The following is a 26,083-nucleotide window of genomic DNA, read 5'->3' on the forward strand; positions in this document are numbered from 1 at the left end:
GCGCCTATCGCCACGGTCCTCGGTGCGATCTCCCAGGTGGGGTCCTGGGCGGTCGCGACTCCGGAGTTCGCGGGGTGGGTCTCCCAAGTGAGGTCCCCAGGCGCCGAGAGAGCGCAGAGAGCAGCCGCCACAACGGCTGTCGTGCTTAGTGCTCGAACCATCCTGCTCATGGCCGATCTCCACCTCTTTTGATCATTACCTCCCCCCGCGGATACGACGATGGCCCACTCCGGCCACTTGCACCAGCGCAGCCAGGCATCATGTTCCTGTAATTCAAAAGGATGAGGGGGGTGCAACTAGGTTGAAACAGGGGCACATAGGACACGATCACGGCCCGGTCGATCTGTGCGAGACGGGAACGGCTCTGTACGCCCTTGCCCTGCGCACAGGCGGGATTACCCGCTCAGAGGCCGACTCCGCCCCGTGTCTGGTCGACCTCACCCTGCTGCGCCCCGATCCCGACGACGCCCAGCTGCTGCGCCCGGTTCCGCCCACGGTGGTGCTCAACCTGCTGACCCAGCCGCTGGAACGCGAGATCCAGGAACGCAGGAACCTCTCGGTCGCCCTCGCCGACACCTTCGAGCCGTTCATGTCGATCGCGACGCCCTCGCTCAGCGGCACCCACGCGATCACCGTCCTCGAAGGCCTGGAACTGATCAACGCGACGCTCGACCGCGTGATCGACGAGTGCAGCGAGGAACTCCTCGTCATCCAGCCCGGCAGCGGCCGCCGCCCCGAGACCTTCGAGGCCGGACTGCGCCGCATCGAGCCGCTGATCGCCCGCGGTGTCGAGATGCGCACCCTCTACCAGCACACCGCCCGCCACCACTCCGCCACCATCGGCTACGTGGAGCGGATCACTCCGTACGGTCTGGAGGTGCGGACCCTGGAGGAGATCATCGACCGGCTCATCATCATGGACCGCAAGGTCGCCTTCATCCCCGCGCGCAGCGACCGCCAAGTCGCCCTGGAACTGCGCCACGAGGGGCTCGTGCAGTACCTGGTGGGCGTCTTCGACCAGTTCTGGCAGTACGCCGTCCCCTGGGACGACGAAGTGCCCTACCACCTGGAGACGGCCGGCATCACCGGCGTCCAGCGCTCCATCGCCAAGCTCCTGGTGGAGGGCCACGTGGACGAGGCCATCGCCCGCCGCCTCGGCATGAACGTACGCACCTGCCGCGCGCACATCGCCAAGCTGGCGGCCGCGCTCGGCAGCGGCAGCCGGGCCCAACTCGGCTTCCTCATCGCCCAGTCCGGCATCCTCGACCAGGACGCCTGAGGCCGTCACCGCGGGGCGCCGGGGTGCGGGGGACCGCCGAGCCCGGCCCGGGCGATGCGCACGCCGAGTTGGGCCCGGCTGGAGCTGCCGAGCGCCTCGGCGAGCCGGCCGATGTGGTGGCGGCAGGTGCGCACGCTGATGCCGAGCCGCTCGGCGACGACCGCGTCCTGGTGCCCCTCGGCGAGCAGCGCCGCGATGACCCGCTCGCGATGGGTGATGCCGCTGATGCCGGTCGCCGCCGGTACCGGATCGGCGAGCGGGACGGCCCGGCTCCACAGCGACTCGAAGACGCTCACCAGGTGGCCGACGAGGGCGGGTTGGCGCAGTTCCAGGGCGCTGGTGCGGTCCGGGTTGGCGGGCAGGAACGCCACCTCCCGGTCGAAGATCATCATGCGGTCGGGGACCTCGTCCAGGGTGCGCACCTCCGCGCCGTCGCCCAGCCGCTCCAGATAGGCGTTCAGGGCGTGCCCGTAGCGGGCCACGTGCGTGTACAGGGTGCGCATCCGGGCGCCGCGCGCCACCAGCGCCGGGTCGCGCGTCGAGGCGTGCGCCAGGATGCTGGGCGAGCGGATCCCGTTGGGCTGCACGGTCAGCATCTCGGTGCCGCACGCGGCCGACGCCCCGGCGATGGCCGCGTCGATCCGCTCGAAGCCGTCCAGGACCCGGACGGTCGCGCAGGGCTCGGCGGCGGGCAGGCCGATCGACGCGTACCGCTCGAAGGCCTCGGCGACCGCGCCCGCGCGGCGCTCCGCGTCGGCCAGGTCGTCGTGGACGCCGCGCACGAGCAGAGCCGCGGCCGCGGCGTCCACCTCGCCGCTTCCCGGCCCCGCGTCCCCCCGAGGTGAGCTGCTCATACTGAACACCACGATGCATCCGGAGCCGCCGGGCCACCACCATCATGTTGCTGCACTGCATCAACCGGAGGTGGATTAAAGCTTGACATGTCCAGATGTCGAGCGCTCCCGGGACTAGCGGGGGTGCGCGTCCAGGCCCGACTGCGCGATGCGGACGCCTAGTTGGGTGCGGCTCGAACTGCCCAGCACGTCGGCGAGGCGGCTGATGTGGTGGCGGCAGGTGCGCACGCTGATGCCGAGCCGCTGGGCTATCACCGCGTCCTGGTGTCCCTCCGCGAGCAGCGCCGCGATGACCCGCTCGCGATGGGTGACGCCCTCGATGTCGGTGGCGGCCGGCACCGACTCGGTCATCGGCACCGCGAGCCGCCACAGCCGCTCGAAGACGGTGGCCAGGTACTCCACCAGCGCCGGGTGCCGCAGCTCAAGGGCGCTGCTGTCGTCCGCGGCGGCCGGGATGATCGCCACCGTACGGTCGAACAGGAGCAGCCGGTCGGTGACTTCGTCCAGGGTGCGCACCTCGACCGCGTGGCCCTCCAGCTGCCGCAGGTAGTCGGTGAGGCCGGTGCCGTAGCGGGCGACGTGCGTGTACAGGGTGCGCATCCGCACCCCGCGCCCCACCATGTCCAGGGCCCGCGGCAGCGCCTGCGACAGGATGTGCTCGGGGCGGATGCCGCGCGGCTGGATGGTGAGCGCCTCGGTGGCGCAGCCGGCGATGGCGTCGTCGATGGCCGCGTTGATGCGGGGGATGCCGTCCAGGACGCGGATGGCCTCGGTACCGGCCGACGCGGGCGCGTCCAGCGCGGCGAAGCGCTCGAACGCCGCCGCCACCACACCCGTCCGGGCCTGGCTCGCCGCGATGTCCTCGTGGATGCCGCGCAGCAGGCGCGCCATCACCGTCTGCGGCGAGGTCGGAAGCAGCCACTGGAGGGCGCCCGGGTCCGGGTGCAGCAGCCCCAGGTCGATCAGGCAGGTGGCGTCGCCCACGTTCTCCCGTGCGATGCGCCCGGCCCGCAGCGCGTCCGCGTACGCCCGTTCCCCGGCCGGGCACAGCCGGTCCGCCCCGTGCGGATGCGCCACCTGCTCAGACATCCTCTCCCCCGCCTCCCTGCGACCGAGCCCGATGACCATATCCCCAACGGGACCCCGCTTCACGGAGATCACCGGGCACGCGAAGGCCCGCCGCCCCGGAAGGGAACGGCGGGCCTTCTCACGCGCGTACGGGGGCCGGGGCCAACCGCCTTACTCCGACGGTCTCTTGGGCCGCCAGACGACCAGCGCGCCGGCCTGCTGCACGTCCTGGTACGGGACCAGGTCCCGGCGGTAGGAGGCGTGCACCTGGGCCTCGCGCTGCTGCATCGCGACGGCCGCGCCCTCGACCGCCGAGGACAGCTCGGCGACCCGGGCCTGGAGCGCCGCGACCTGGTTCTCCAGCTCGATGATGCGCTTGATGCCCGCCAGGTTGATGCCCTCGTTCTGCGACAACTGCTGCACCGTACGCAGCAGTTCGATGTCGCGGGCCGAGTACCGCCGGCCGCGCCCGGCCGTGCGGTCGGGCGAGACCAGGCCGAGGCGGTCGTACTGCCGCAGGGTCTGCGGATGCAGACCGGAGAGCTGGGCCGCCACCGAGATGACGTACACCGGCGTCTCGTCGTTCAACTCGTACGCCCGGCCCCCGAACGGGGACTGCCGACGCTGGCGGGGGTCCATCTCATGCTCCCTTCGCGGCCTGGAACAGCTCTGCCCGCGGGTCCTCGCCCGCGGTCGCCTCGCGGAAGGTCTCCAAGGCCTCGCGGGCCTTGTCGTCCAGCTCCTTCGGCACGGTCACCTCGACCGTGACGAGCAGGTCGCCCCGGGTGCCGTCCTTGCGGACCGCGCCCTTGCCGCGGGCCCGCATCGTACGGCCGTTGGGGGTGCCCGCGGGCAGTTTCAGGGTGACCGGCGGGCCGCCGAGCGTGGGCACCTTGACCTCGGCGCCGAGCGCGGCCTCCGCGAAGGTGACCGGCACCGTGACGGTGAGGTTGTCGTCCTTGCGGCCGAAGACCGGGTGCGCGTCCACGTGGACGACGACGTACAAGTCGCCCGCGGGGCCGCCCCGTTCACCGGGAGCGCCCTTGCCGCGCAGCCGGATGCGCTGGTTGTTGCTGACCCCGGCCGGGATGCGGACCTGCATGGTGCGCGAGGAGCGCGCCCGCCCGCTGCCCTTGCAGATGTCGCACGGGTTCTCGGCGATCAGGCCGCGGCCCTTGCAGTCCACGCACGGGTCGGTCAGCGAGAAGCCGCCGCCCGAGCCGCGCGAGACCTGGCCGGTACCGACACACGTCGGGCACACCCGGGGGGTGCCGTTCTTGTCGCCGGTGCCCGAACAGGCCTTGCAGGGGGACTGGCTGGACAGCCGGATCGGGACGGTGGCCCCGTCGACCGCCTCGGTGAAGCTGAGCGTCACCTCGGACTCCAGGTCCTGCCCCCGGCGCGGCTGGGTGCGCGTGCCCGCGCCCGCGCCGCCCCGGTTGAACAGGCCGCCGAACACGTCCCCGAGGCCGCCGCCGAAGCCGCCGGCTCCGGCGCCGCCGGGCTGCTGCCCGCCGAAGAGGTCACCGAGGTCGAAGTTGAAGCTGCCGCCGCCCGCGCCCGGACCGGCCCGGAAGCCTCCGTTGCCGAACAGGGCGCGCGCCTCGTCGTACTCCTTGCGCTTCTTGGGGTCGCCGAGGATGTCGTTGGCCTCGGAGATCTCCTTGAAGCGCTCCTCCGCCTTGGCGTCGCCCTTGTTGGCGTCGGGGTGGTTCTCCCGCGCCAGCTTGCGGTACGCCTTCTTGATCTCCGCGTCGGTGGCGTCCTTGGGGACGCCGAGAACCTTGTAGTAGTCCTTCTCGACGAAGTCCTTCGTGTTCATCGACGTCCCTCCTTCCGGACGATCACTTCTTCAATGACCGCTGCGTCAGCCCTTGTCGGGGCCACCGCTCTCCTCGTCGCTCGACTTTTCTTCCTTGGCCGCGCCCGGCTGGGGCTCGGCCACCGCGACCCGCGCGGGGCGGATCGTACGCTCGCCGATCTTGTAACCCGGTTGCAGGATCGCCACACAGGTCGTCTCGGTGACGTCCGGCGCGTAGCTGTGCATCAGGGCCTCGTGGACCGTCGGGTCGAAGGGCTCGCCCTCCTTGCCGAACTGCTGGAGGCCCATCTTCGCGGCGACCGTCTCCAGGGACTCGGCCACCGACTTGAAGCCGCCGGTCAGCTCGCCGTGCTCCCGGGCCCGGCCGATGTCGTCGAGCACGGGCAGCAGCTCGGTCAGGAGGCCGGCGACGGCGATCTCCTTGACCGTGACGCGGTCCCGCTCCACGCGGCGGCGGTAGTTCTGGTACTCGGCCTGGAGGCGCTGGAGGTCCGTGGTGCGCTCGGTGAGCGCCGTCTGGGCCTGGTCCAGCTGAGCCTGCAGAGCGATGTCCTTGGCTGCGTCCCCGGCCGGGGCCGCCTTCCCCTCGTCGGAGGAGTCGGCGGCCTTCGGCTCGGCGTCTTCCTGAGCGCCGGAGGGGACGTCGGGCTTCTCCTCGAAGCCCGGGGTCTCCTCCGTCATCAGGCGGCGCCACCCTTCGTGTCGTGCGGCTTCTCGTCGTCGACGATCTCGGCGTCGACCACGTCGTCCTCGGGCTTGGCCTGCTGGGCGCCCTCGGCACCCGCGGCCGCACCCTGCGCGGCCTGGGCGTCGGCGTACATGGCCTGGCCCAGCTTCTGCGAGACGGCGGCGACCTTCTCGGTGGCGGTGCGGATCTCGGCCGAGTCCTCGCCCTTGAGCTTCTCCTTCAGCTCGGCGACGGCGGTCTCGACCTCGGTCTTCACGTCCGCCGGGACCTTGTCCTCGTTGTCCTTGAGGAACTTCTCGGTCTGGTAGACGAGCTGCTCGCCCTGGTTGCGGGACTCGGCGGCCTCACGGCGCGCGTGGTCCTCCTCGGCGTACTTCTCGGCCTCTTCGCGCATCCGGTTGACCTCGTCCTTCGGCAGCGAGGAGCCACCGGTGACGGTCATCTTCTGCTCCTTGCCCGTGCCGAGGTCCTTCGCGGTCACGTGCATGATGCCGTTGGCGTCGATGTCGAAGGCGACCTCGATCTGCGGGACACCGCGCGGGGCCGGCGGCAGACCGGTCAGCTCGAACATCCCGAGCTTCTTGTTGTACGCCGCGATCTCGCGCTCGCCCTGGTAGACCTGGATCTGCACGGACGGCTGGTTGTCCTCGGCCGTCGTGAAGATCTCGGAGCGCTTGGTCGGGATCGTGGTGTTGCGCTCGATGAGCTTCGTCATGATCCCTCCCTTGGTCTCGATGCCGAGGGACAGCGGGGTGACGTCGAGGAGCAGGACGTCCTTGACCTCGCCCTTGAGGACACCGGCCTGAAGGGCGGCGCCGATGGCGACGACCTCGTCCGGGTTCACACCCTTGTTGGCCTCGTTGCCGCCGGTCAGCTCCTTGACGAGCTCGGCGACGGCCGGCATGCGGGTGGAGCCACCGACGAGAACGACGTGGTCGATCTCGGACAGGTTGATGCCCGCGTCCTTGATGACGTTGTGGAACGGCGTCTTGCAGCGCTCCAGGAGGTCGCTGGTCAGCTGCTGGAACTGGGCGCGCGTGAGCTTCTCGTCCAGGTGCAGCGGGCCCTCGGCGGACGCCGTGATGTAGGGCAGGTTGATCGAGGTCTCGGTGGACGAGGACAGCTCGATCTTGGCCTTCTCGGCGGCCTCGCGCAGGCGCTGGAGGGCCATCTTGTCCTTGGACAGGTCCACGCCGTGACCGGACTGGAACTGCTTGACCAGGTAGTCGACGACGCGCTGGTCCCAGTCGTCACCACCGAGGTGGTTGTCACCGTTGGTGGCCTTCACCTCGACGACGCCGTCGCCGATCTCCAGGAGGGACACGTCGAAGGTGCCGCCACCGAGGTCGAAGACGAGAATGGTCTGGTCGTCCTTGTCGAGACCGTAGGCCAGGGCGGCGGCCGTCGGCTCGTTGACAATACGCAGGACGTTCAGGCCCGCGATCTCGCCGGCCTCCTTGGTCGCCTGGCGCTCGGAGTCGTTGAAGTACGCCGGCACGGTGATGACCGCGTCGGTGACCTTCTCGCCGAGGTAGGCCTCCGCGTCGCGCTTCAGCTTCTGCAGGATGAAGGCGCTCATCTGCTGCGGGTTGAAGCTCTTGCCGTCGAGCTCGATCTTCCAGTCGGTGCCCATGTGGCGCTTGACCGACCGGATGGTCCTGTCGACGTTGGTGACCGCCTGGCGCTTGGCGACCTCGCCGACCAGCACCTCGCCGTTCTTCGCGAAGGCGACGACGGACGGCGTGGTCCTGGCGCCCTCTGCGTTGGTGATGACGGTGGGCTCGCCGCCTTCAAGAACGCTGACGACGGAGTTAGTCGTGCCCAGGTCGATGCCGACCGCACGTGCCATTTCGATTCCTCCAACTGACTACTTGAGTGGAACTGGCTCAAGGATGCATCATCCCTCCCCCTCGGTCAACAGAGCTGAGCCCCCCAGACTCAACTTTTATACGCCCCTTACACGCGCCCACCCCTGTGACCTGCACGATCACCCCCACCCGGCCCTAGAAAAACCCTCAAGACCCACGAGCCTGAAGGGACGCGGGGAACTGCGCGCGCCTGAAGGGGCGCGGGGAACTGCGCGAGCAACCAGCCACGGTCGGCAGCCGAACGAGGGTGAAGGGGCGCGGGGAACTGCGCGAGCAACCGACCACGGTCGGCAGCCGAACGAGGGCGAAGGGGCGCGGGGAACTGCGCGAGCAACCGACCACGGTCGGCAGCCGAACGAGGGCGAAGGGGCGCGGGGAACTGCGCGAAGAACCACGCACGGCCCGCCAGCCGAACGGACCGCGCCACCAAGGGGCCGAGGGAGCAAAGGAGCCGAGGGGCAAAGGGGCCGAGGGGCAAAGGGGCCAAGGGGCACCCCTTGAGCGACCCACCCCGCCCCGCGAACCCCGCTCAGCCCGCCGCGGCCTGAGCCGGAACCAGCTCCGAGGACACGGACTCGGCGACGTCCTCGCGCAACAGCACCAGCGCGCACTGAAGCATCCGCCCCTCACGCGGGTCGGTGAACCCCGGCTCCAGCGACATCAGGGTCAGCCCCAGCCGCTCCCGGGTCAGCGCGAGCAGCTCGTCGAAGAGCCGCCCGCCCTCGAAGAGCGGCACCAGCGGCGCCCCGATCCGCACCCCGCAGATCTCGTCCGCCAACTCCCCCGCCCCGTCGAGGACTTGGGCCTCGTACCCCTGCACGTCCAGCGCGAGGAAGACCCGCTCGCCGGGGGCGGTGACCTGTTCCCACACCTCGTCCAGACGCCGGGTCTGCACGATGACGTCGCCGGTGTACGCGGTGCGGGGGGCCGCCTCGCGGTGGCGGGGCAGCATCGGCAGGAAGGAGCTCGCGGGGCCCGCGTTGCCGGAGATGTTGAGGGGGGCGGTGCCGGTGCGGTCGCCGAGCGCGTACGGCAGCACGCTCCAGGTGTCGTCGAGCGCGGCGCGGTGGCGCAGCTCGGCGCGGGGCCCGCGCAGCGGCTCGAAGGAGACGATCCGGCCCCGGTAGCCCGCCTCGCGCAGCAGCGCGCCGAAGTCGCCGCGGTGCGCGCCGACGTCGAGGACCAGGTCGATCTCGTACCGCGCGAGCAGCCTGACCAGGTCGTGGCCGCCGGGACGGTGGCGCACCACGTCGACGCCGAGGCGGCGCACCGTGCGGCGCAGGTGGCGCAGGAGGGTGGTGATCACGTGGCTGCTGCTCCCTGCTGGAAACGGGGTCATCCGCGGCCCCCGGCGAGGTCGACGGAGGCGGTGGCGCTCTCCTGCGGGGTGCGGGCGTGCGGGGTGCGGCGGCGCGAGGCGGGTCCGTACACCGGCACCCGCAGAAGGAGCACGACCGCGACCGGTACGACGAGGGCCAGCGGCAGCACCGCGACCGGGGCGACGCGCCCGTCGTGGATCTGGAGCCCGATGAGGGTGCCGGCCAGCGACACGACGCCGAGGACGACGGCCGAACCCTGGATGGTGAGGCCGAGCCCCCGCAGCCGGTGCGCGATGTGGTCGCCGCCGCCGCGCGTCAGCGGGCGGCCCGCGCGGCGCCGCGAGACGAGCACGAGCAGGGTGTCGGTGAGGGCGACCAGGGTGAGCATGAAGAGCTCGGCGCTGGTCCGCTCGCCGGGCTCCCCCGCGTGCACGGTCACGGCGGACGCGGCGAGCAGGAACCCGGTGAACAGGGAGCCGCAGTCGCCGAGGTGGATGCGGGCCGGGTGCCAGTTGTGCAGCAGGAACCCGGTGAGGGCGGCGGCGAGCACGCTCAGGAGGAGCCCGTGTCCGGGGCGCCCCTCGGCGATGGCGCACACCGCGAGGCCGAGCGCGGTGACGGCGGCCACCGCGCCCATCGCGCCGTCGGAGTTGTCCAGGAGCTGGAAGGCGTTGGTGACGAACACAATCCACAGCACCGCGAGCGCACCCGCGCCGGGCGACAGCCCGGCCAGCGCGACCACCGCGGTCGCGGCGGCCGCCTCCGCCACGAGCCGTACCCGTACGCCCAGCGGCCGCAGGTCGCCGATCAGGCCGAGCAGCGCGACCGCCCCGGCCGCGGCGAGCAGCGGCGCGACGCCCGGGCCGAGTTCGGCGACCCCGAGCAGCGGGCCCGCGCAGGCCACGCCGAGCGTGGCGAGCGCGACGGCGATGCCGCCCAGGTGCGGGGTGGTGTCGCCCCGGCGGGCGCGGCCGAACCGGAGCACCAGGGTGCGGACCAGGGCGGCGAGCAGGGCGGTCAGTACGAGGGCCGCCGTGGCGGCCGCGAGCCCGTGCAGCATGTCGGCCGCCCCCTCAGCCGTGGTGCTGCCCGGCCGGCGACGCGGCGGGCGCTCGGAGTCCGGGCAGCACGACGGGGGCGGCGCTGCGGGCCCGCCCGATCGCCGCGTCCAGGATGTCGTCGATGCCGCGGGCGGGCCGCCAGCCGGTCAGTTCGCGCAGCCGCGTCGCGTCGAGCGGCCGGGCCGCGGTCCTGCCGTACGGGACGCGGTCGACGACATGGGGGAAGTGGCGGATGACCGAGGCGCCGCCGGCGCGGGCCAGCGTGCGCTCGGCCAGGGCCATCACGGTGATCTCCGCACTGCCCACGATGTCGAACTCCGCGCCCGGGGCGCCGGGGTGGCCGAGCAGGGCGAGCAGCGCGTCGACGGCGTCCGCGACGTCGAGGAAGCGGCACGTGCGCGCGGCATCGCCGTGCACCACCAGGGGCTCGCCCGCGACCGCCCGGCGCACGAGCCGGGTCAGGAGGGTGGCGTGCCCGGGCGACTGGCGCGGCCCGACGGTGTCGCCGTGGCGTACGACGGTGGCGCCCGCGTCCGCCTCGCCCCGGCCGTCCGCCGCCGCGATCAGCAGCCGGCGGCCGTGCCGCAGCGCGGCCGCACCGATGGCTCCGGTCACCGGCGCGAGGTGGACCACGGTGTCGCAGCGGGCGGTGAGTTCGTCGGCCAGGCGCTCGTCGAGGACCGAGCCGCGCACGAAGCGCAGCCGCGGATCGGACCAGGCGGCGGCGAGGTTGGCGCGGGCCCCGGTGGACAGGTCGTCGAGCACGAGCACGGTGTGGCCCCGGCCGAGCAGCGCATCGGCCAGGTGCGAGCCGATGAATCCGGCACCACCGGTGACGAGGTACGTGGCGGGAGCTGTCATGGGGACGCCCATTCGGTTCGATCGACGTGGCGGACAACAAGTTAGTTTGTTATGTCCGCATATGTGGTGAATAACACGATGGATATCCGGCGCCGACCAAGGGCACGCTGAGCGACACAGATCACCGCGTGCGCGGCTACAGTGCGGCGGTAGAAGTGGGTACGCTCAGGTGGACTGGGTAAGTTACTGCTTAGTAATCCGTTCGAGCCCGTCCCCCGTACCCCACCTCGCAGGCCCGAGGAGCCCCCTCATGCAACTCGCCGCGATCATCGTGTCGCTGGTCCTAATCGCGGTCGGCGTAGCGCTGTTCGGCCGTGCCCTCGTGCAGATCTACCGCTTCGTGCGGCTCGGCCAGCCCGTGCCCGCCGGCACCCGCACGGACGATCCCTACCGGCGTGCGGTCACCGTGGTGAAGGAGTTCCTCGGCCACACCCGCATGAACAAATGGGGCATCGTCGGCGTCGCGCACTGGTTCGTGGCCGTGGGCTTCTTCTCGCTGCTCCTGACGATCGTCAACGCCATCGGCCAGCTCTTCAAGGCCGACTGGATCCTGCCGATCATCGGCGACTGGGCGCCGTACAACGTCTTCGTCGAGTTCCTCGGCACGATGACCACGCTCGGCATCCTGACGCTCATCGTCATCCGGCAGCTGAACCGGCCGGGCCGCCCGGACCGCAAGTCCAGGTTCTCGGGCTCCAACACGGGCCAGGCGTACTTCGTCGAAGCCGTCATCCTCATCGTCGGCATCTGCATCTTCACGCTGCACGCCCTGGAGGGCGCCCAGCACCACGTGGACGGCTACGAGGCCTCGTTCTTCGTCTCGTACCCGGTCGTCGCCTGGTTCCGCGGCATGGACCTGTCCACCCTCCAGAACCTCACGTACTTCTTCGCGGGCCTGAAGATCGCGACGTCCTTCATCTGGATGATCACCGTCGCGCTCAAGACCGACATGGGCGTGGCCTGGCACCGCTTCCTGGCCTTCCCGAACATCTTCTTCAAGCGCGAGGCGGACGGCGGCGTCGCCCTCGGCGCGCTCCAGCCGATGGCGTCGGGCGGCAAGCCGGTCGACTTCGAGGACCCGGGCGAGGACGACGTCTACGGCGTCTCGCAGATCGAGCACTTCTCCTGGAAGGGCATCCTCGACTTCTCGACCTGCACCGAGTGCGGGCGCTGCCAGTCGCAGTGCCCCGCCTGGAACACGGGCAAGCCGCTCTCGCCCAAGCTCCTCATCATGTCCCTGCGCGACCACGCGCACGCCAAGGCCCCGTACCTGCTCGCGGGCGGCGGCAAGGACATGGAGGGCAACGAGACGGCGACCGAGGAGCAGCTCAAGGACGTGCCCGCCGCCGCGCTCGCGGAGGCCGAACGCCCGCTGATCGGCACGGTCGAGGAGAACGGCGTCATCGACCCGGACGTCCTGTGGTCCTGCACCACCTGCGGCGCCTGCGTCGAGCAGTGCCCGGTCGACATCGAGCACATCGACCACATCGTCGACATGCGCCGCTACCAGGTGATGATCGAGTCCGCGTTCCCGTCCGAGGCGGGCACGATGCTCAAGAACCTGGAGAAGAAGGGCAACCCCTGGGGGCTCGCCAAGAAGCAGCGCGTCGAGTGGACCAAGGAGGTCGACTTCGAGGTCCCGATCGTCGGCAAGGACATCGAGGACCTCACCGAGGTCGACTACCTGTACTGGGTCGGCTGCGCGGGCGCCCTGGAGGACCGGGCGAAGAAGACCACCAAGGCCTTCGCGGAGCTCCTGCACATGGCGGGCGTCAAGTTCGCCATCATGGGCGGCGACGAGAAGTGCACCGGTGACTCCGCCCGCCGCCTCGGCAACGAGCCGCTGTTCCAGCAGCTCGGCCAGGAGAACGTGGCCATGCTGAACATGGCGTACGGCGAGGACGAGGACGCCCCGGAGACCAAGAAGCCGAAGTCCGCGAAGAAGATCGTCGCGACCTGCCCGCACTGCTTCAACACGATCGCGAACGAGTACCCGCAGCTGGGCGGCGAGTTCGAGGTCATCCACCACACGCAGCTGCTCCAGCACCTCATCGACGAGGGCAAGCTGGTCCCGGTCACCCCGGTCGACGGTCTGATCACGTACCACGACCCGTGCTACCTGGGCCGCCACAACAAGGTCTACACGCCCCCGCGCGAGATCATGTCGGCCGTCCCGGGCCTGCGCCAGCAGGAGATGCACCGCCACAAGGAGCGCGGCTTCTGCTGCGGCGCCGGTGGTGCGCGCATGTGGATGGAGGAGCGGATCGGCAAGCGCATCAACAACGAGCGCGTCGACGAGGCCCTGTCCCTCAACCCGGACATCGTCTCGACGGCCTGCCCGTTCTGCCTCGTCATGCTGACCGACTCGGTCAACGGCAAGAAGGCAGCATCCGAAAGTGGCTCCGCCACGGGCGTCAAGGCCAAGGAGAACCTCCAGGTCGTGGACGTGGCGCAGCTGCTCCTCGACTCGGTGAAGACCCCGGTCGACCCGGCCGGCACCGCCGAGGCGGAGAGCGAGCCGGAGCCCGAGCCGGTGAAGTAACACCGGTTCACCCGCACACGGAAGCGGCCGGTTCTGCCCGAGGGCGGAACCGGCCGCTTTCCGTCGCGCCGGGCGGTCAGCCCTGGTGGCCGCGGCGGCGCAGCATCGCGAAGCCGAGGCCCGCGGCGCCCGCGGCGGCCAGCCCGCCACCGGCCGCGAGCATCGGGGTCTGGTCGGAGGACGCGTCGGAGACGCCCTCGGCACCCGCCTTGACGCCGCCCTTGGGAACGACAGCGGTGACGGTCTTGTCCTGCTGCTGCTTATTCTTGCCGTCCTTCTGGACGGTGTACTTCTCGATCAGCTTGCCGTCGAAGTCGTAGACCCAGCTGTTGCCACCGCTCCGGCCGTCGATGACGACGAACTTGTACACGCCCTTGCCCGCGTTGACGATCTTGTAGGTCCAGCCGTCGTTGAGGGCGGAGGGGTCCTTCAGGTCGATCGCGCCCAGGAAGGTGCCGTTCGGCATGGAGATCTCCACACGAGGCCCGTTGCTGGTCTTGATCAGCTTGGCGATCCGGCCGTCCGGCATCGTGATCTTCACGGCGGAGACGACGTCGGACTTCTTGCTGTCCTTCTTGGACCCCCCGTCCTTCTTGTTGTCGTCCTTCTTGCCGTCCTTCTTCTTGCCGCCGTCGATCCAGGAGGTGACGGTGCCGTCCGGGTTCAGCACGACGTACAGGCCGTTGTTCTGTCCGGTGGCGGAGGCGCCCTTGGCGACGAGGGTGTCGAGCTTGGCGCCGTTCGCCCAGATCTCGGCCTCGTAGTGGTTCTGGCCGAGCTTGTAGACCTTGGCGATGGAACCGTCCGCGAGCCTGACGGACTTCACGAAGGAACGCGCCTCCTTCTTGGAGTCGTCCCCCTTCTTGTCATCCTTCGCGTCGCCCTTCTTGGACTGCTCGTCCTTCTTGGACTGGTCATCCTTCTTCGACCCGTCGTCCTTCTTCGACTGCTCGTCCTTCTTGCCGTCCGTGTCGGGCAGGACCTGGTCCTTCTTGTCGTCCTGCTTCGGGTCGTCGGTGCCGGGCAGCACCTGCTGGCGGGCGCCGGGGTCGGACGGGGCGGTGGGCGAGTCGGCGAAGGCGGCACCGGCCGGGAGGGCGAGAGCGGCGATGGCTCCGGTGGCGATGGCGGCGGTGCGGATGGTTCGGCGGGTGGCGCGCATGGGTGCTCTTCCTCGTAACGTCGTAGAAGCCTGAGGCTTGTCTGTTATGTCGTGTCCGTGGCCCTTTGTGGCGGTGACATCAACAAAGTTACGAGTGCGATGTTTGGGTAATGCGTAGGCAATGTAACGGCTACCTCCTGCTTGAGGCGCGGCCGTGTAAACAGATCCGGATTCAACCAAAACACTGCGAAAAGGGCCCCCTCGCGGGCCTCGGCTCCGGGATCCCCTAGGGGATGTCACAGCTCAGCCGCAAAGGCGTCCGGTTCCGGCGGCCCCCGGTTGGCGTACCGGCGGAACAGGTACGTTCGATTCGTGGCTGGATTCAGGATCGGACGCGGCGGCCGGGACAACAACCGCCCCCCGCGGCAACCGCAACAGCAAGGGCAGCAGCAGGCGCCGGCACAGCAGTGGCCGGACGGCCGGCAGCAGCCGCAGTACGGGCATGGGCAGGGGCACGCACAGCAGCAGCGACCGCAGGGTTACGGGCAGGGACAGCCGCAGTACGGCGGCAGGCAGCCGCAGTACCGGCAGCCCTATCCGCAGCAGGACGAGCCGGAGTACTTCGGCGACCCGTACTACCAGGGCGAGGGCCAGCCGCAGGGCTACGCCCCCGCCCAGGACCCGTACGCGAACAACCCGGGCCACACCCAGGCGTTCAGCGTCGGCGAGGACCCGTACGGCGACGGCGCGACCTACCGGGCGGGCGCGGTCACGGCCCCGCCCAGCGGGCCCCGGCTGCACTGGAAGGAGCTCCTGTCCGGCATCGTGACGCGGCCGGGCCCGACCTTCTGGCAGATGCGGGACTACCCGGTGTGGGGCCCGGCGCTGATCGTCACGTTCCTCTACGGGATGCTGGCGATCTTCGGTTTCGACAAGGCCCGCGAGGACGTCATCAGCACCGCGCTGTCCAAGGCGGCCCCGGTGGTCCTCATCACCGGCGTCGTCTTCGTGGTCGGCGGGCTGATCCTCGGCGCGGTCACCCACACCCTGGCCCGCCAGCTCGGCGGCGACGGCGGGTGGCAGCCGACGGTGGGCCTCTCGATGCTGATCATGTCCCTGACGGACGCGCCGCGCCTGCTCCTGGCCCTGTTCCTGGGCGGGAACAACGGCGTGGTCCAGGTCCTCGGCTGGGCGACCTGGCTGGCGGCGGGCGCGCTGTTCACCTCGATGGTGAGCAAGTCCCACGACCTGCCCTGGCCGAAGGCGCTGGGCGCCTCCGCGATCCAGCTGATCGCGCTGCTCTCGCTGATCAAACTGGGCACGATCTAGCCGTACGCACGCGAAAGGGCCCCGCCGGGTCGCGACCCGGCGGGGCCCTTCGCTGTTCCCGCGACGCGGCTCAGGCGTCGAGGACCTGGCCCTCGCGCCGCACGACGGGCGGCTCGACCGACCAGGGGAAGTTGATCCACTCGTCGGTGCGCTTCCACACGTACTCGCACTTCACGAGGGAGTGGGACTTCTCGTAGATGACGGCGCTGCGGACCTCGGCGACGTGCTCGACACAGAAGTCGTGCACCAGCTTCAGCGTCTTGCCGGTGTCGGCCACGTCGTCCGTGATCAGCACCTTCTTGCCGGAGAAGTCAATGGCGTTGGGCACGGGCGCCAGCATGACCGGCATCTCCAGCGTGGTGCCCACACCCGTGTAGAACTCGACGTTCACCAGGTGGATGTTCTTGCAGTCGAGGGCGTAGGCGAGCCCGCCCGCGACGAAGACACCGCCGCGCGCGATGGACACCACGATGTCGGGCTCGTAGCCGTCGTCGGCGATGGTCTGCGCGAGCTCGCGGATCGCGCCGCCGAACTTCTCGTAGGTGAGGTTCTCGCGCACGTCGTTCTGGTCGTTCATGCTCACACCTGGGTCCGATGGAAATTGAGGAAGGACCGCGAGGCGGTCGGCCCGCGCTGGCCCTGGTAGCGGGATCCGTACCGCTCGGACCCGTAAGGCTCCTCGGCGGACGAGCTCAGCCGGAACAGACACAGCTGCCCGATCTTCATCCCCGGCCACAGCTTGATCGGCAGCGTGGCGACGTTGGAGAGCTCGAGGGTCACGTGGCCGGAGAAGCCGGGGTCGATGAACCCGGCGGTGGAGTGCGTGACGAGCCCGAGCCGGCCGAGCGAGCTCTTGCCCTCCAGACGGCTGGCGAGGTCGTCGGGGAGCGAGATGACCTCGTACGTCGACGCGAGCACGAACTCCCCGGGGTGCAGGATGAACGCCTCGTCCCCGTCCGGCTCGACGAGCCGCGTCAGGTCCGCCTGCTCGATGGCGGGGTCGATGTGCGGGTAGCGGTGGTTCTCGAACACCCGGAAGAAGCGGTCGAGGCGCACGTCGATGCTCGACGGCTGCACCATGGATTCGTCGTAGGGATCGATCCGTACCCGCCCGGAGTCGATCTCGGCCCGGATGTCCTTGTCTGAGAGAAGCACGTCCCGAGGATACGCAAGGCGCGCGGCCCGTCCGCAATCGGACGGCTCCGCGCGCCTGTGGTCCACCGCGGCTACCGGCCCGGCCCTACCGCTGTTCGATCAGCACCGGCACGGCATGACGCAGCCGTGCGCACCGGGGACAGCGGATCAGCCGACCGGGCCCGATCCGCTCGGTGCCGAGCTGCTGCATCGGAAACGAATCCGTGGTGAAGACATGCCCTCCGGCGCAACGGACGACAGTGCGCTCCAACGAGTCCATCAAGTCGCTCAAGTCCCTTCCCCAACAAGCATGGACGGAGAAACCACCACATTAGGGGATGAACAGGACGGCGATCCACGCGGCACTCCGACCACGCGCACACCCTTCACGGTACGCCCCAACTCCCCCCGCCCGCACCGGGATCCCGGCCCCCGACAGCACGACGGCCCCCGGTGAATCCACCGGGGGCCGAGCATGGGGTAGAGTGAGCGACGACCGCTTCCCCATGGGAAACGATCACGCGAGTGTAGTTTAATGGTAGAACATAAGCTTCCCAAGCTTAGAGCGCGGGTTCGATTCCCGTCACTCGCTCCATTTCGCTTGATGCACCCCCAGGCCCGCGGCCTGGGGGTTGTTTGTTTTCCGGGTCTGGTCGAAGGGCTGTCGTTTCGCGGGGCTTCCGGCCGGGTCGCGGGGCCCGGGAAAGTCGGGGCCTTCGGGGTGGTCGGATCTGCCAGGTGTACCGGCGGGCGAGGGTCGCGGATGCGATGGCCTTCGCGACGGGGGCTCGCCGCGCCGATAGCGTGGAGCATGTTGCAGGTCAAAGCCTGACAAACCGCTACCAACCACGTGAGGCGTTTCTCCATGAGCCTGAGCATCCGCAACCAGATCGCCGGAACCGTCACCGCCATCACTCCCGGCGAGGTCATGGCGACCGTCAAGGTCCGGCTGGAGGGCGGCCAGGTCGTCACGGCCGCGATCACCCTGGAGGCCGTCAAGGAGCTCGGTCTCGCCGAGGGCTCCGCGGTCAAGGCCCTGGTCAAGTCCACCGAGGTCTCGCTCGCCACGGGCCCCGTGGAGGGTCTGTCCATCCGCAACCAGATCCCGGGCACCGTCGCCGACATCGCCACCGGCGGCGCCATGGCGTCCGTCAAGGTCGACGTCCAGGGCGGCGAGCTGACCGCCGCGATCACCAAGGACGCCGTCGCCGACCTCGCGCTCACGTCCGGCAGCACGGTCGTCGCGCTGATCAAGTCGACCGAGATCTCGCTCTCCGTCTGATCACCCCTCCGACGCGTCGGCCGGGCCCATCCACATCCCGGGCCCGCCCACCCGCGTCACAGCGCCCGCCCCACCCGTACGTTCCGGCGGTCCGCCCGGCCGGCCGGCTCGGGCACCTCGACCGCGTCCCGGCCGAACACCTCCGCCGCCTGGCGAGACTGCAGTCAACAGGGCTGCGTACGGGCGGAGTTCGGGCGTCGCCCTTCGGGCCCGGGTCGGGTCCGAGGGGGACAGGGGGTCGCCGTCGTCGAAGCGTGCCTCGCGCGGCGCCCGGCCCGCGGGCGGCTAGATCAGCAGCAATCCGGCGGTCATGGAGCGTTCTCCCGGTCAGGACAAGTCGGGCCGCGGTAGGCCGAGTTGGCGGCGCTGCGCGCCCCCGGGGCCTCCGTGCGCCCTTGGCCCCCTTCCCGCTTCGCGCTACCTTCTCGTCGCTGATGACGACGGCAGAACGGAAGCCGGTGGGACTCCGGCACGGTCGCGCCACTGTATGCCCGCCACCCAGCCGGGCGAGTCAGACCCGTAGCCGTCGTCCTGTGCACCACCAAGTCGGGACGCGAGTTCCCCCAGGAGGTCCTGCCATGGCGCAGTACGCCGCCCAGCCGACCAGCACGCCCACCGCCGTACCCGCGAAGCTGCCGATCGGCGCGATCGCCCCCTGGGCGGTCTTCTTCGGCATCCTGATGCTGGTCCTGCTCTACTTCATCGGCGCCGAGCAGGGCGCCACCTCCCTCGTCTCCGGCGCGAACGTGCACGAGTGGGTGCACGACGGCCGGCACCTGCTCGGCTTCCCCTGCCACTGAGCGGCAGCGGGCCGCCCCCATGAACTCCACGACCGTACGGGGCCTCCTCGTGCGCGGCATGCTCGCCGGCCTCGCCGCCGGGCTGCTCGCGCTCGCCGTCGCCTACCTCCTCGGCGAACCGCGGGTGGACGCCGCCATCGCCTACGAGGACGCCCACACCCACGATCACGGCATGGAAGCCGTCAGCCGCACCCTCCAGTCCACCGGCGGCCTGGCCACCGGCGTCCTCGTCTACGGTGTCGCCTTCGGCGGCATCGCGGCGCTCGCCCTCTGCTTCGCGCTCGGCCGGATCGGCCGCTTCGGCCCCCGGGCGACCGCCCTGCTGCTGTCGTCCGCCGCGCTGATCGCGGTCTACCTGGTGCCGTTCCTGAAGTACCCGGCGAACCCGCCGTCCGTCGGCGAACCCGACACCATCGGCAGACGCACCCTGCTGTACTTCCTGATGATGGCGCTCGGCGTGCTGCTCGCCCTCGCCACGGTGATCCTCGGCAGGCGCCTCGCGCCGCGCCTGGGCAACTGGAACGCCACCATCGCGGCCGGCGCCTTCTTCGTGCTGGTCACCGGCCTCGCCTACGGCTTCCTTCCGGCCGTCGACGAGGTGCCCAAGGACTTCTCCGCGACCCTGCTGTGGCAGTTCCGCCTCGCGGCGCTCGCCATCCAGCTGACCCTGTGGACCGCCTTCGGCCTTGTCTTCGGACACCTCGCGGAACGGGTCCTCACGCCCCCGCCCGCGGCCACCGAAAGAGAGCCCGCCAAGCCTCCAACTCACGTGCACCAATAGGCAATTGAGTAGCCGAGGGCCCGTCGGCGCGCACCCGGCGGGCCCTTCGGCATCTCCCGGACTTCAGGCCCCCCAGGCCCCTGAAACCCGCCTGAAACCGCGCTGAACCCGCTCGGCCGCAAGCTCTGCGGCATGACGAAAACGACGAACGACCTCGCGATCGAAGTCACCGGGCTTCGCAAGTCCTACGGGGACAAGACGGTCCTCGACGGCATCGACCTCGCCGTCCCGGCGGGCACCGTCTTCTCGCTGCTCGGCCCGAACGGCGCGGGCAAGACCACCGCCGTACAGATCCTCTCCACGCTGATCAGCCCCGACGCCGGGCAGCTGCGGGTCGGCGGCCACGACCTGGCCACCGAGGCGCAGGCGGTCCGCGCCGCGATCGGTGTCACCGGGCAGTTCTCCGCCGTGGACGGTCTGATCACCGGCGAGGAGAACATGCTGCTCATGGCCGACCTGCACCACCTCTCGCGCCGCGAGGGCCGCCGGGTCGCCGCCGAGCTCCTGGAGCGCTTCGACCTGACCGAGGCGGCGAAGAAGCCCGCCTCCACCTACTCCGGCGGCATGAAGCGGCGCCTGGACATCGCCATGACGCTGGTCGGCAACCCCCGGATCATCTTCCTGGACGAGCCGACCACCGGACTCGACCCGCGCAGCCGGCACAACATGTGGAACATCATCCGCGGCCTCGTCGCGGGCGGCGTGACCGTCTTCCTCACCACCCAGTACCTGGAGGAGGCCGACCAACTCGCGGACCGGATCGCGGTGTTGAACGGCGGCAGGCTGGTCGCCCAGGGCACCGCCAAGGAGCTGAAGCGGCTGGTCCCCGGCGGCCACGTGCTGCTCCGGTTCGCCGAGCCCCGCGCCTACGAGAGCGCCGCCCTCGCCCTGCGCGACGCCACCCGCGACGACGAGTCGCTGTCGTTGCAGATCCCGAGCGACGGCACCCAGCGCGAGCTGCGCGCCATCCTCGACTGGCTGGACTCCGCCGGCATCGAGGCGGACGAGCTGACCGTGCACACCCCGGACCTCGACGACGTGTTCTTCGCCCTGACCAGCCACACCGACACCCCCGTACCGGCCGCCGCCTGCGCCCAGAAGGAGAACGTCCGATGAGCTCCCTGTCCCTCGCCGTCCGCGACTCCGCCACCATGCTGCGCCGCAACCTGCTGCACGCCCGGCGCTACCCCTCGCTCACCCTGAACCTGCTGCTCACGCCCGTCATGCTGCTGCTGCTCTTCGTCTACATCTTCGGCGACACCATGAGCATGGGCATCGGCGGCGGCGGTCCCGACCGGGCCAGGTACATCGCCTACATCGTCCCCGGCGTGCTCCTGATGACCATCGGCAGCACCGTGGTGGGCACCGCGATCTCCGTCTCCAACGACATGACCGAGGGCATCATCGCCCGCTTCCGCACCATGGCGATCCACCGCGGCTCGGTGATCGTCGGGCACGTCATCGGCAGTGTGCTCCAGTCGATCCTCAGTGTCGTGGTCGTCGGCGCGGTCGGCGTGGCCATCGGGTTCCGCTCCACCGACGCCACCGTCCTGGACTGGTTCGCGGCGTTCGGGCTGCTCGTGCTCTTCGCCCTCTCGCTCACCTGGATCGCCGTCGGCATGGGCCTGATCAGCCCCAACGCCGAGGCAGCGAGCAACAACGCGATGCCGCTCATCCTGCTGCCGCTGCTGTCCAGCGCGTTCGTGCCGCTGCACTCGATGCCGGGCTGGTTCCAGCCGATCGCCCAGTACCAGCCCTTCACCCCGGCCATCGAGACCCTGCGCGGTCTGCTGCTCGGCACGGAGATCGGCAACAACGGATGGCTCGCCATCGCCTGGGCCGTCGGCCTCACGGTGCTCGGCTACTTCTGGTCGAAGGCCAAGTTCAACCAAGACCCGCAGCGCTGATGCCGCGCAGCACCAGCGCGGCGGCCGCCTCGAGCTCGTCACGCCCCAGGGCGGCGTACTCCGACACCGCGTCGGCGTACGCCGCCCCGTCGGCGTCCTCGGCGGCCTGCCGGGCCCGGGCGGAGGACATCGTCGGGAACTCGCGGTGCACGCGCAGCCGTTCGGCTATCGCGACGAGGCGTACGGCCGCGGTGTTGCCCCGCGCGAGCTCGGCGAGGCCCACGGCCAGCAGCACGGTGCCGGACACCGGCAGCTCGGCGGGACTGCCCTCGCCGCCCGTCCGCTCGGTCAACTCCAGGGCGCGCGTACGCAGTCGGGCCACCAGATCCGCGACCGGTTCGAGCCTGCCGTACCGGGCGTGCGCGGCCACCGCCGTCGCCTGGAGCTGCTGGGACCACGTCTCCACGAACGGGTCGTCCGGGTAGAGCGCCTCGACCTGGCGGAGCTGGGCGACCGCCTGCCGCCACAGGCCGAGCCCGAGCTCGGTCAGGCCCCGCGACAGGGCGATCTCCGCGCGCGACCCGGTCTCCGGGCTGAAGACCCGGGTCGACTCGGGCACCTGCTCCAGGGAGGCCATCTCCAGCCAGCGCTCCGCCTCCTCGATCTCGCCGCGTTGCAGACACGCCAGGACGAGCCCCCAGCGCACCCCGGCCAGGTCGTGCCAGCCGGCCGCCTCGGCCCACTCACCGGCCCGCTCCAGGACCTCCACGGTGGCCAGCAGATGCCGGTACGCCTCCTCGCCCCGCTCGGTCTGGAGGCACAGCTCGCTGATGCGGCCGTGGCCCAGCATCTCGGTGGCCGGATTGCCCAGGGTGACCAGGGCGTCGATGCCGCGCCGGGCCGATTCGAGGGCCCGGTCCACCTCGCGCTCGTACTCCCACACATAGCTGGCGATGCACTCCGCGACGCCCGCCAGCATCGCGTTCTCGGACGCGCACAGCTCCAGCAGGCGCGTGTAGTGCGGCGGGTGCGCGTCGGGCAGTGCCCGCAGCACCACGTCGAGCGCGCGCAGCAGGGTGTCCGGCTCGGCGGGCGGCAGCCTGCGCAGGGTGACCAACTGCCGTACGGCGTGCGGCCCGTAGCCCATGAACAGGCTCAGGGTGCACACCACGGACGCGCTCCGGAGGGACTCGACGTCCTCGGGGCCCGGGCGGAAGTGGGAGAGCGGTCCCGCGGTGTCGGCGGCGATGCCCACCAGGCGGCTGTAGTTGGAGTCCGTGGCCCACAGCGAGGCGAGCACCGCGGTCAGGCCCGCGAGGGCCGGGCCGTCGTCGCGGACGAGCGCGTGCCGCAGGGCCAGCACCAGGTTGTCCTGCTCGCTCCTGGCGAACTCCCACGACGACAGCGAGTCCGGCCGGAACAGGGCGTCGTTGTGGGCCCGGCCGAAGTCCCGAGCCCAGGCCAGGAACCGGTCCGTGACCGCCTCCTCCTCGGCCGCGTCCGCCCGGCGTGCGGCGCTGAACTCCCGTACCGCCTCCAGCATGTGGAAGCGCACCCCGGACGCCGTGTCGGCCGCCTTGATCAGCGACTGGTCGGCGAGCTGCTCCAGGAGGAACAGCGCGTCCTCGTCGCCCAGGACGTGCTCGGCCGCGGACTCGTTGAAGCCGCCGGGGAACACCGACAGGACCCGCAGCGCGGCCTGCGCCTCGGGCTCCAGGAGGTTCCAGCTCCACTCGACCACGGCCCGCAGGGTGCGGTGGCGCTCGGGCACGTCACGGCCGCCGCCGCGCAGCAGCGCGAACCGGTCCCGCAGCCGCCCGGCGATCTCGGGCACGGACAGCACCCGGACCCTCGCCGCGGCCAGCTCTACCGCCAGCGGCAGGCCGTCCAGCTGGCGGCACAGCTCCTCGACGGCCCGCTCGGGCAGCTCCGCGTCCGGCCGGGCGGCCCGGGCCCGCTGGCGGAACAGCTCCACGGTGGATACGAGGCCCAGCTCCGGCAGCGCGTACACGGACTCGGAGGTCAGGCCGAGCGGTGCCCGGCTGGTGGCCAGGACGCGCAGCTCCTTCGAGCGCGACACCAGGGCCCGCACCAGCTCGGCGGCGCCCCGGATGACGTGCTCGCAGTTGTCCAGGACGAGCAGCGCGGGACCCGGGCCGAGCGCTCCGGCGATCCCGGCGACCAGCCCGGCGGGCCCCGGAACCGACCGCACCGCGCTGGCACCGAGCACCGAGGCGACCTCGGCGGTCACGTCGTCGTCGAGGGTCACACCGGCCAGCGGCACGAAGTGCACGATCCGCTGCTCCGCCTCGCGCGCGACCGCGTGGGCGAGCCGGGTCTTGCCGAGGCCTCCGGGGCCCACGATGGTGGCGACCCGCGCGGTGCGCAGCAGCCCGCCGACCGCGGCGAGGTCGGCGTCCCTTCCGAGCAGCGGGTTCGGCTCGTGCAGCACGCCGTGCCGCACCAGGGGGGCCTCGCCGCGCAGCAACTCCTGGTGCAGCGCGGTCAGTTCGGGGCCCGGGTCGGCGCCGAGCTCGTTGCGCAGCGCCCGCCGGTAGGTGTCGTACCGGGTGAGGGCGGCGGCGGGGCCGGCCGTCGCGGCCTCGCAGCGCAGCAGCTCCGCCAACACCTCCTCGTCGCGCGGCAGTTCGCGGGCCAGCTGGGCCAGCGGTCTGACCGCGTCGGCCCGGCGGCCCACCCGGGCGAGCGCGAGCGCCCTGCACCGGGTCAGCGTGCGGTACGCACCGGCGCGGGCGAGGCGCAGCGCGGCGACCGGGTCGTGCAGGTCCTCGCCGGACCCCGCGTCCACGACGCCGTCCCACAGGGCGAGGCCCGCCTCGGCCTCGGCCAGCGCCTCGCCGGGCTCACCGGCCCGGGCCCGCGCCTCGCTCGCCGCCGCGTGCAGCAGCAGGGCCGAGCTGTCGACCTGGTCCTCGGCGAGGGCGAGCCGGTAGCCGGCCGGGGTGCTGGCGATCACTTCCGGGCCGAGCTGGGAGCGCACGCGGGAGACCAGTACCTGGACCGCCTTGCCCGGGCGTTCCGGCAGTTCCTCGGGCCACAGCCCCTCCACGAGGCGCCCGGTGCTGCAGCCCGCCCTCAAGTCCTCTGCGAGCAGGGCGAGGAGGCCGCGCAGGCGGGGGGCCGTCACCTCTTGGCCGCGGTAGGCGACGCGGGTCAGCAAGGTCAACTCGGTGGTCACCTGAGCAGACTAGTCAGCGTGGCGCCCCGCGCGCCCCCGCGGTCCGCTTCCGACCGGGCCTGGTCCCCCACCCCGCCCCTTCCCGAGACCCTCCGGGGGTTGAGGGCTGACCAGAACTCCTGGGGCTCCGCCCCAGACCCCGTTCGCGCCTGAACGGCGCTCGTCCTCAAACGCCGGACGGGCTAAAGATGCCCATGCAGCCCAGCACGACCCTGCTAGGGGCGCGGGGAACTGCGCGACCGGCCGTCCGCGGCCCGCGGACGAAAGCGGGGTCAAGGGGTTACCCGATCGGCATGGGCACAGAATGTCGGGTCGGCCGGGGCACGGCGCTCATAGCTTGGAGCGCGTAAGGAAGGGAGGCCGGGAGATGCTGAAGCGGCTCAATCAGGCCATGGACCACATCGAGGACCGGCTGACCGGAGAGATCGACGTGGGCGAACTCGCCCGCATCGCGATGACGTCGGAGTACCACTTCCGCCGCCTGTTCTCCGCCCTGGCCGGAATGCCGCTGTCGGAGTACGTGCGGCGCAGGCGGCTGACCGTCGCGGGCGCCGAGGTGCTCGCGGATCGGCGCACCCTGCTCGATGTCGCGGTCCGCTACGGCTACACGTCGGGGGAGGCGTTCGCGCGGGCGTTCCGTGCCGTGCACGGCGTCGGTCCCGGTGAGGCCCGGCGGACCGGCGCGGCCCTGCACTCGCAGCCCCGGATGTCCTTCCGCCTCGTCGTCGAAGGGAGCACCACCATGCGGTACCGGATCGTGGAGAAGGAGGCGTTCCACCTGGTCGGCAGGAAGGCACGGGTCCCGCTCGTGCACGCGGGGGTCAACCCGGCCATCGCCGAGTTCATCCGGAACGTCGGGCAGGAGACTGCGCAGCGCGTCCACCGGCTGTCCGACCAGGAACCCCGGGGCATCGTCTCGGCCTGCGACGACCTCGACCCGAGCCGGGCCGAGGGCACCGAACTGGATTACTGGTACGCCGTGTTGACCCAGGCGGAGCCGCCCGAGGACCTCGACTCGCTCCGGGTACCCGCGGGCACCTGGGCCGTCTTCGAGAACACCGGGCCGTTCCCCGAGGCGCTCCAGCACCTGTGGCGGGACGTGTTCATGGAGTGGTTCCCCTCCAACCCGTACCAGAGCAGGCCGGGCCCGGAAATCCTGCTCACGCCGCCCTCCGCCGTGGGCGACACGATCGACGCCGCCCTGTGGATACCGGTCGAGCGGACCGGCCCGACCGGGGCGTAAGGCG

General features: G+C 71.0%; 22 protein-coding genes, 1 tRNA gene and 1 riboswitch. Of the genes, 10 read left to right on the forward strand and 13 right to left on the reverse strand.

Going from position 1 to position 26,083, the window contains the following annotated elements; translation table 11 throughout:
- Positions 1 to 301: 301 nt before the first annotated feature.
- Positions 302 to 1,279, forward strand: coding sequence for a helix-turn-helix transcriptional regulator (locus AC07F3_RS13365; RefSeq protein WP_479113509.1), 978 nt, complete (start codon positions 302 to 304; stop codon positions 1,277 to 1,279).
- Between the two features lie 5 nt (positions 1,280 to 1,284).
- On the opposite strand, the gene AC07F3_RS13370 is transcribed toward AC07F3_RS13365, so the two are convergent.
- The 9 genes from AC07F3_RS13370 to AC07F3_RS13410 form a co-directional block, all read right to left on the reverse strand.
- The gene (locus AC07F3_RS13370; RefSeq protein WP_479113511.1) at positions 1,285 to 2,133 is read right to left on the reverse strand and encodes a helix-turn-helix transcriptional regulator; all 849 of its coding nucleotides are present in this window, start codon (positions 2,131 to 2,133) and stop codon (positions 1,285 to 1,287) included.
- Positions 2,134 to 2,247: 114 nt separating this feature from the next.
- Positions 2,248 to 3,222 (reverse strand): LuxR C-terminal-related transcriptional regulator, encoded by a 975-nt coding sequence (locus AC07F3_RS13375; RefSeq protein WP_479113513.1) that lies wholly within the window; start codon positions 3,220 to 3,222, stop codon positions 2,248 to 2,250.
- A 150-nt stretch (positions 3,223 to 3,372) separates the two neighbouring features.
- Entirely contained in the window at positions 3,373 to 3,840 is a 468-nt protein-coding gene (locus AC07F3_RS13380; protein WP_479113515.1) for a heat shock protein transcriptional repressor HspR, read from the reverse strand.
- Between the two features lies 1 nt (position 3,841).
- Entirely contained in the window at positions 3,842 to 5,023 is a 1,182-nt protein-coding gene (gene dnaJ / locus AC07F3_RS13385) for a molecular chaperone DnaJ (protein WP_479113517.1), read from the reverse strand.
- 45 nt (positions 5,024 to 5,068) lie between these two features.
- Complete coding sequence (grpE, locus tag AC07F3_RS13390) at positions 5,069 to 5,704, reverse strand: nucleotide exchange factor GrpE (RefSeq protein ID WP_479113519.1); 636 nt, start codon at positions 5,702 to 5,704, stop codon at positions 5,069 to 5,071.
- Positions 5,704 to 7,560, reverse strand: a complete 1,857-nt coding sequence (gene dnaK / locus AC07F3_RS13395; RefSeq protein ID WP_479113521.1) for a molecular chaperone DnaK — start codon at positions 7,558 to 7,560, stop codon at positions 5,704 to 5,706. Before dnaK ends, grpE begins: the two co-directional genes overlap by 1 nt.
- A 548-nt stretch (positions 7,561 to 8,108) precedes the next feature.
- Positions 8,109 to 8,885 carry an FkbM family methyltransferase gene (locus AC07F3_RS13400; RefSeq protein ID WP_479113523.1) on the reverse strand — a complete coding sequence of 259 codons (777 nt, stop codon included), beginning with the start codon at positions 8,883 to 8,885 and terminating at the stop codon, positions 8,109 to 8,111.
- 29 nt (positions 8,886 to 8,914) lie between these two features.
- Positions 8,915 to 9,958: an MraY family glycosyltransferase gene (locus tag AC07F3_RS13405; RefSeq protein WP_479113525.1), complete on the reverse strand. Its 1,044-nt coding sequence runs from the start codon at positions 9,956 to 9,958 to the stop codon at positions 8,915 to 8,917.
- Between the two features lie 13 nt (positions 9,959 to 9,971).
- A complete protein-coding gene (locus AC07F3_RS13410; RefSeq protein WP_479113527.1) occupies positions 9,972 to 10,820 on the reverse strand; it encodes an NAD-dependent epimerase/dehydratase family protein in 849 nt (282 codons plus the stop codon).
- A gap of 250 nt (positions 10,821 to 11,070) precedes the next feature.
- On the opposite strand from AC07F3_RS13410, the gene AC07F3_RS13415 reads away from it, so the two are divergent.
- Positions 11,071 to 13,362 (forward strand): (Fe-S)-binding protein, encoded by a 2,292-nt coding sequence (locus tag AC07F3_RS13415; protein WP_479113529.1) that lies wholly within the window; start codon positions 11,071 to 11,073, stop codon positions 13,360 to 13,362.
- Between the two features lie 76 nt (positions 13,363 to 13,438).
- Here AC07F3_RS13415 and AC07F3_RS13420 read toward each other — a convergent pair whose 3' ends face one another.
- Positions 13,439 to 14,524, reverse strand: a complete 1,086-nt coding sequence (locus AC07F3_RS13420; protein ID WP_479113531.1) for a hypothetical protein — start codon at positions 14,522 to 14,524, stop codon at positions 13,439 to 13,441.
- Between the two features lie 312 nt (positions 14,525 to 14,836).
- Here AC07F3_RS13420 and AC07F3_RS13425 point away from each other — a divergent pair, with 312 nt between their 5' ends.
- On the forward strand, positions 14,837 to 15,793 hold the full coding sequence (locus AC07F3_RS13425; RefSeq protein WP_479113532.1) for a Yip1 family protein: 957 nt from the start codon (positions 14,837 to 14,839) through the stop codon (positions 15,791 to 15,793).
- Positions 15,794 to 15,863: 70 nt separating this feature from the next.
- On the opposite strand, the gene AC07F3_RS13430 is transcribed toward AC07F3_RS13425, so the two are convergent.
- Positions 15,864 to 16,370 (reverse strand): phosphoribosyltransferase, encoded by a 507-nt coding sequence (locus tag AC07F3_RS13430; protein ID WP_479113534.1) that lies wholly within the window; start codon positions 16,368 to 16,370, stop codon positions 15,864 to 15,866.
- A 2-nt stretch (positions 16,371 to 16,372) separates the two neighbouring features.
- Positions 16,373 to 16,948 carry a dCTP deaminase gene (gene dcd / locus AC07F3_RS13435; RefSeq protein ID WP_114040691.1) on the reverse strand — a complete coding sequence of 192 codons (576 nt, stop codon included), beginning with the start codon at positions 16,946 to 16,948 and terminating at the stop codon, positions 16,373 to 16,375.
- A 500-nt stretch (positions 16,949 to 17,448) separates the two neighbouring features.
- Here dcd and AC07F3_RS13440 point away from each other — a divergent pair.
- The 6 genes from AC07F3_RS13440 (at position 17,449) to AC07F3_RS13465 (ending at position 21,697) form a co-directional block, all read left to right on the forward strand.
- A tRNA-Gly gene (locus tag AC07F3_RS13440) sits at positions 17,449 to 17,522 on the forward strand.
- A gap of 270 nt (positions 17,523 to 17,792) precedes the next feature.
- Entirely contained in the window at positions 17,793 to 18,209 is a 417-nt protein-coding gene (locus AC07F3_RS13445; protein WP_479113536.1) for a TOBE domain-containing protein, read from the forward strand.
- Positions 18,210 to 18,633: 424 nt separating this feature from the next.
- Positions 18,634 to 18,751: riboswitch (cobalamin riboswitch) on the forward strand.
- 36 nt (positions 18,752 to 18,787) lie between these two features.
- A complete protein-coding gene (locus AC07F3_RS13450; protein WP_479113538.1) occupies positions 18,788 to 19,009 on the forward strand; it encodes a CbtB domain-containing protein in 222 nt (73 codons plus the stop codon).
- A gap of 19 nt (positions 19,010 to 19,028) precedes the next feature.
- Entirely contained in the window at positions 19,029 to 19,790 is a 762-nt protein-coding gene (locus AC07F3_RS13455; protein WP_479113540.1) for a CbtA family protein, read from the forward strand.
- 132 nt (positions 19,791 to 19,922) lie between these two features.
- Complete coding sequence (locus AC07F3_RS13460) at positions 19,923 to 20,906, forward strand: ATP-binding cassette domain-containing protein (RefSeq protein ID WP_479113541.1); 984 nt, start codon at positions 19,923 to 19,925, stop codon at positions 20,904 to 20,906.
- Positions 20,903 to 21,697, forward strand: coding sequence for an ABC transporter permease (locus tag AC07F3_RS13465; protein ID WP_469840122.1), 795 nt, complete (start codon positions 20,903 to 20,905; stop codon positions 21,695 to 21,697). Before AC07F3_RS13460 ends, AC07F3_RS13465 begins: the two co-directional genes overlap by 4 nt.
- Here the strand turns inward: AC07F3_RS13465 and AC07F3_RS13470 are convergent.
- On the reverse strand, positions 21,675 to 24,836 hold the full coding sequence (locus AC07F3_RS13470) for an ATP-binding protein (RefSeq protein WP_479113543.1): 3,162 nt from the start codon (positions 24,834 to 24,836) through the stop codon (positions 21,675 to 21,677). The two genes, AC07F3_RS13465 and AC07F3_RS13470, sit on opposite strands and share 23 nt — an antisense overlap.
- A gap of 367 nt (positions 24,837 to 25,203) precedes the next feature.
- Between AC07F3_RS13470 and AC07F3_RS13475 the strand changes: the two genes are divergently transcribed.
- Positions 25,204 to 26,079 carry an AraC family transcriptional regulator gene (locus tag AC07F3_RS13475; protein WP_479113545.1) on the forward strand — a complete coding sequence of 292 codons (876 nt, stop codon included), beginning with the start codon at positions 25,204 to 25,206 and terminating at the stop codon, positions 26,077 to 26,079.
- Positions 26,080 to 26,083: the final 4 nt, after the last annotated feature.

The organism is Streptomyces sp. NPDC045846, assembly GCF_056431605.1.

What these genes read in the sequence shown, in the direction of transcription:
- AC07F3_RS13370 (WP_479113511.1), bottom strand. Translation starts at nt 2,133, where the DNA reads ATGAGCAGCTCACCTCGGGGGGACGCGGGGCCGGGAAGCGGCGAGGTG.
- AC07F3_RS13375 (WP_479113513.1), bottom strand. Translation starts at nt 3,222, where the DNA reads ATGTCTGAGCAGGTGGCGCATCCGCACGGGGCGGACCGGCTGTGCCCG.
- AC07F3_RS13380 (WP_479113515.1), bottom strand. Translation starts at nt 3,840, where the DNA reads ATGGACCCCCGCCAGCGTCGGCAGTCCCCGTTCGGGGGCCGGGCGTAC.
- dnaJ (WP_479113517.1), bottom strand. Translation starts at nt 5,023, where the DNA reads ATGAACACGAAGGACTTCGTCGAGAAGGACTACTACAAGGTTCTCGGC.
- grpE (WP_479113519.1), bottom strand. Translation starts at nt 5,704, where the DNA reads ATGACGGAGGAGACCCCGGGCTTCGAGGAGAAGCCCGACGTCCCCTCC.
- dnaK (WP_479113521.1), bottom strand. Translation starts at nt 7,560, where the DNA reads ATGGCACGTGCGGTCGGCATCGACCTGGGCACGACTAACTCCGTCGTC.
- AC07F3_RS13405 (WP_479113525.1), bottom strand. Translation starts at nt 9,958, where the DNA reads ATGCTGCACGGGCTCGCGGCCGCCACGGCGGCCCTCGTACTGACCGCC.
- AC07F3_RS13410 (WP_479113527.1), bottom strand. Translation starts at nt 10,820, where the DNA reads ATGACAGCTCCCGCCACGTACCTCGTCACCGGTGGTGCCGGATTCATC.
- AC07F3_RS13415 (WP_479113529.1), top strand. Translation starts at nt 11,071, where the DNA reads ATGCAACTCGCCGCGATCATCGTGTCGCTGGTCCTAATCGCGGTCGGC.
- AC07F3_RS13420 (WP_479113531.1), bottom strand. Translation starts at nt 14,524, where the DNA reads ATGCGCGCCACCCGCCGAACCATCCGCACCGCCGCCATCGCCACCGGA.
- AC07F3_RS13430 (WP_479113534.1), bottom strand. Translation starts at nt 16,370, where the DNA reads ATGAACGACCAGAACGACGTGCGCGAGAACCTCACCTACGAGAAGTTC.
- AC07F3_RS13445 (WP_479113536.1), top strand. Translation starts at nt 17,793, where the DNA reads ATGAGCCTGAGCATCCGCAACCAGATCGCCGGAACCGTCACCGCCATC.
- AC07F3_RS13450 (WP_479113538.1), top strand. Translation starts at nt 18,788, where the DNA reads ATGGCGCAGTACGCCGCCCAGCCGACCAGCACGCCCACCGCCGTACCC.
- AC07F3_RS13455 (WP_479113540.1), top strand. Translation starts at nt 19,029, where the DNA reads ATGAACTCCACGACCGTACGGGGCCTCCTCGTGCGCGGCATGCTCGCC.
- AC07F3_RS13460 (WP_479113541.1), top strand. Translation starts at nt 19,923, where the DNA reads ATGACGAAAACGACGAACGACCTCGCGATCGAAGTCACCGGGCTTCGC.
- AC07F3_RS13465 (WP_469840122.1), top strand. Translation starts at nt 20,903, where the DNA reads ATGAGCTCCCTGTCCCTCGCCGTCCGCGACTCCGCCACCATGCTGCGC.
- AC07F3_RS13475 (WP_479113545.1), top strand. Translation starts at nt 25,204, where the DNA reads ATGCTGAAGCGGCTCAATCAGGCCATGGACCACATCGAGGACCGGCTG.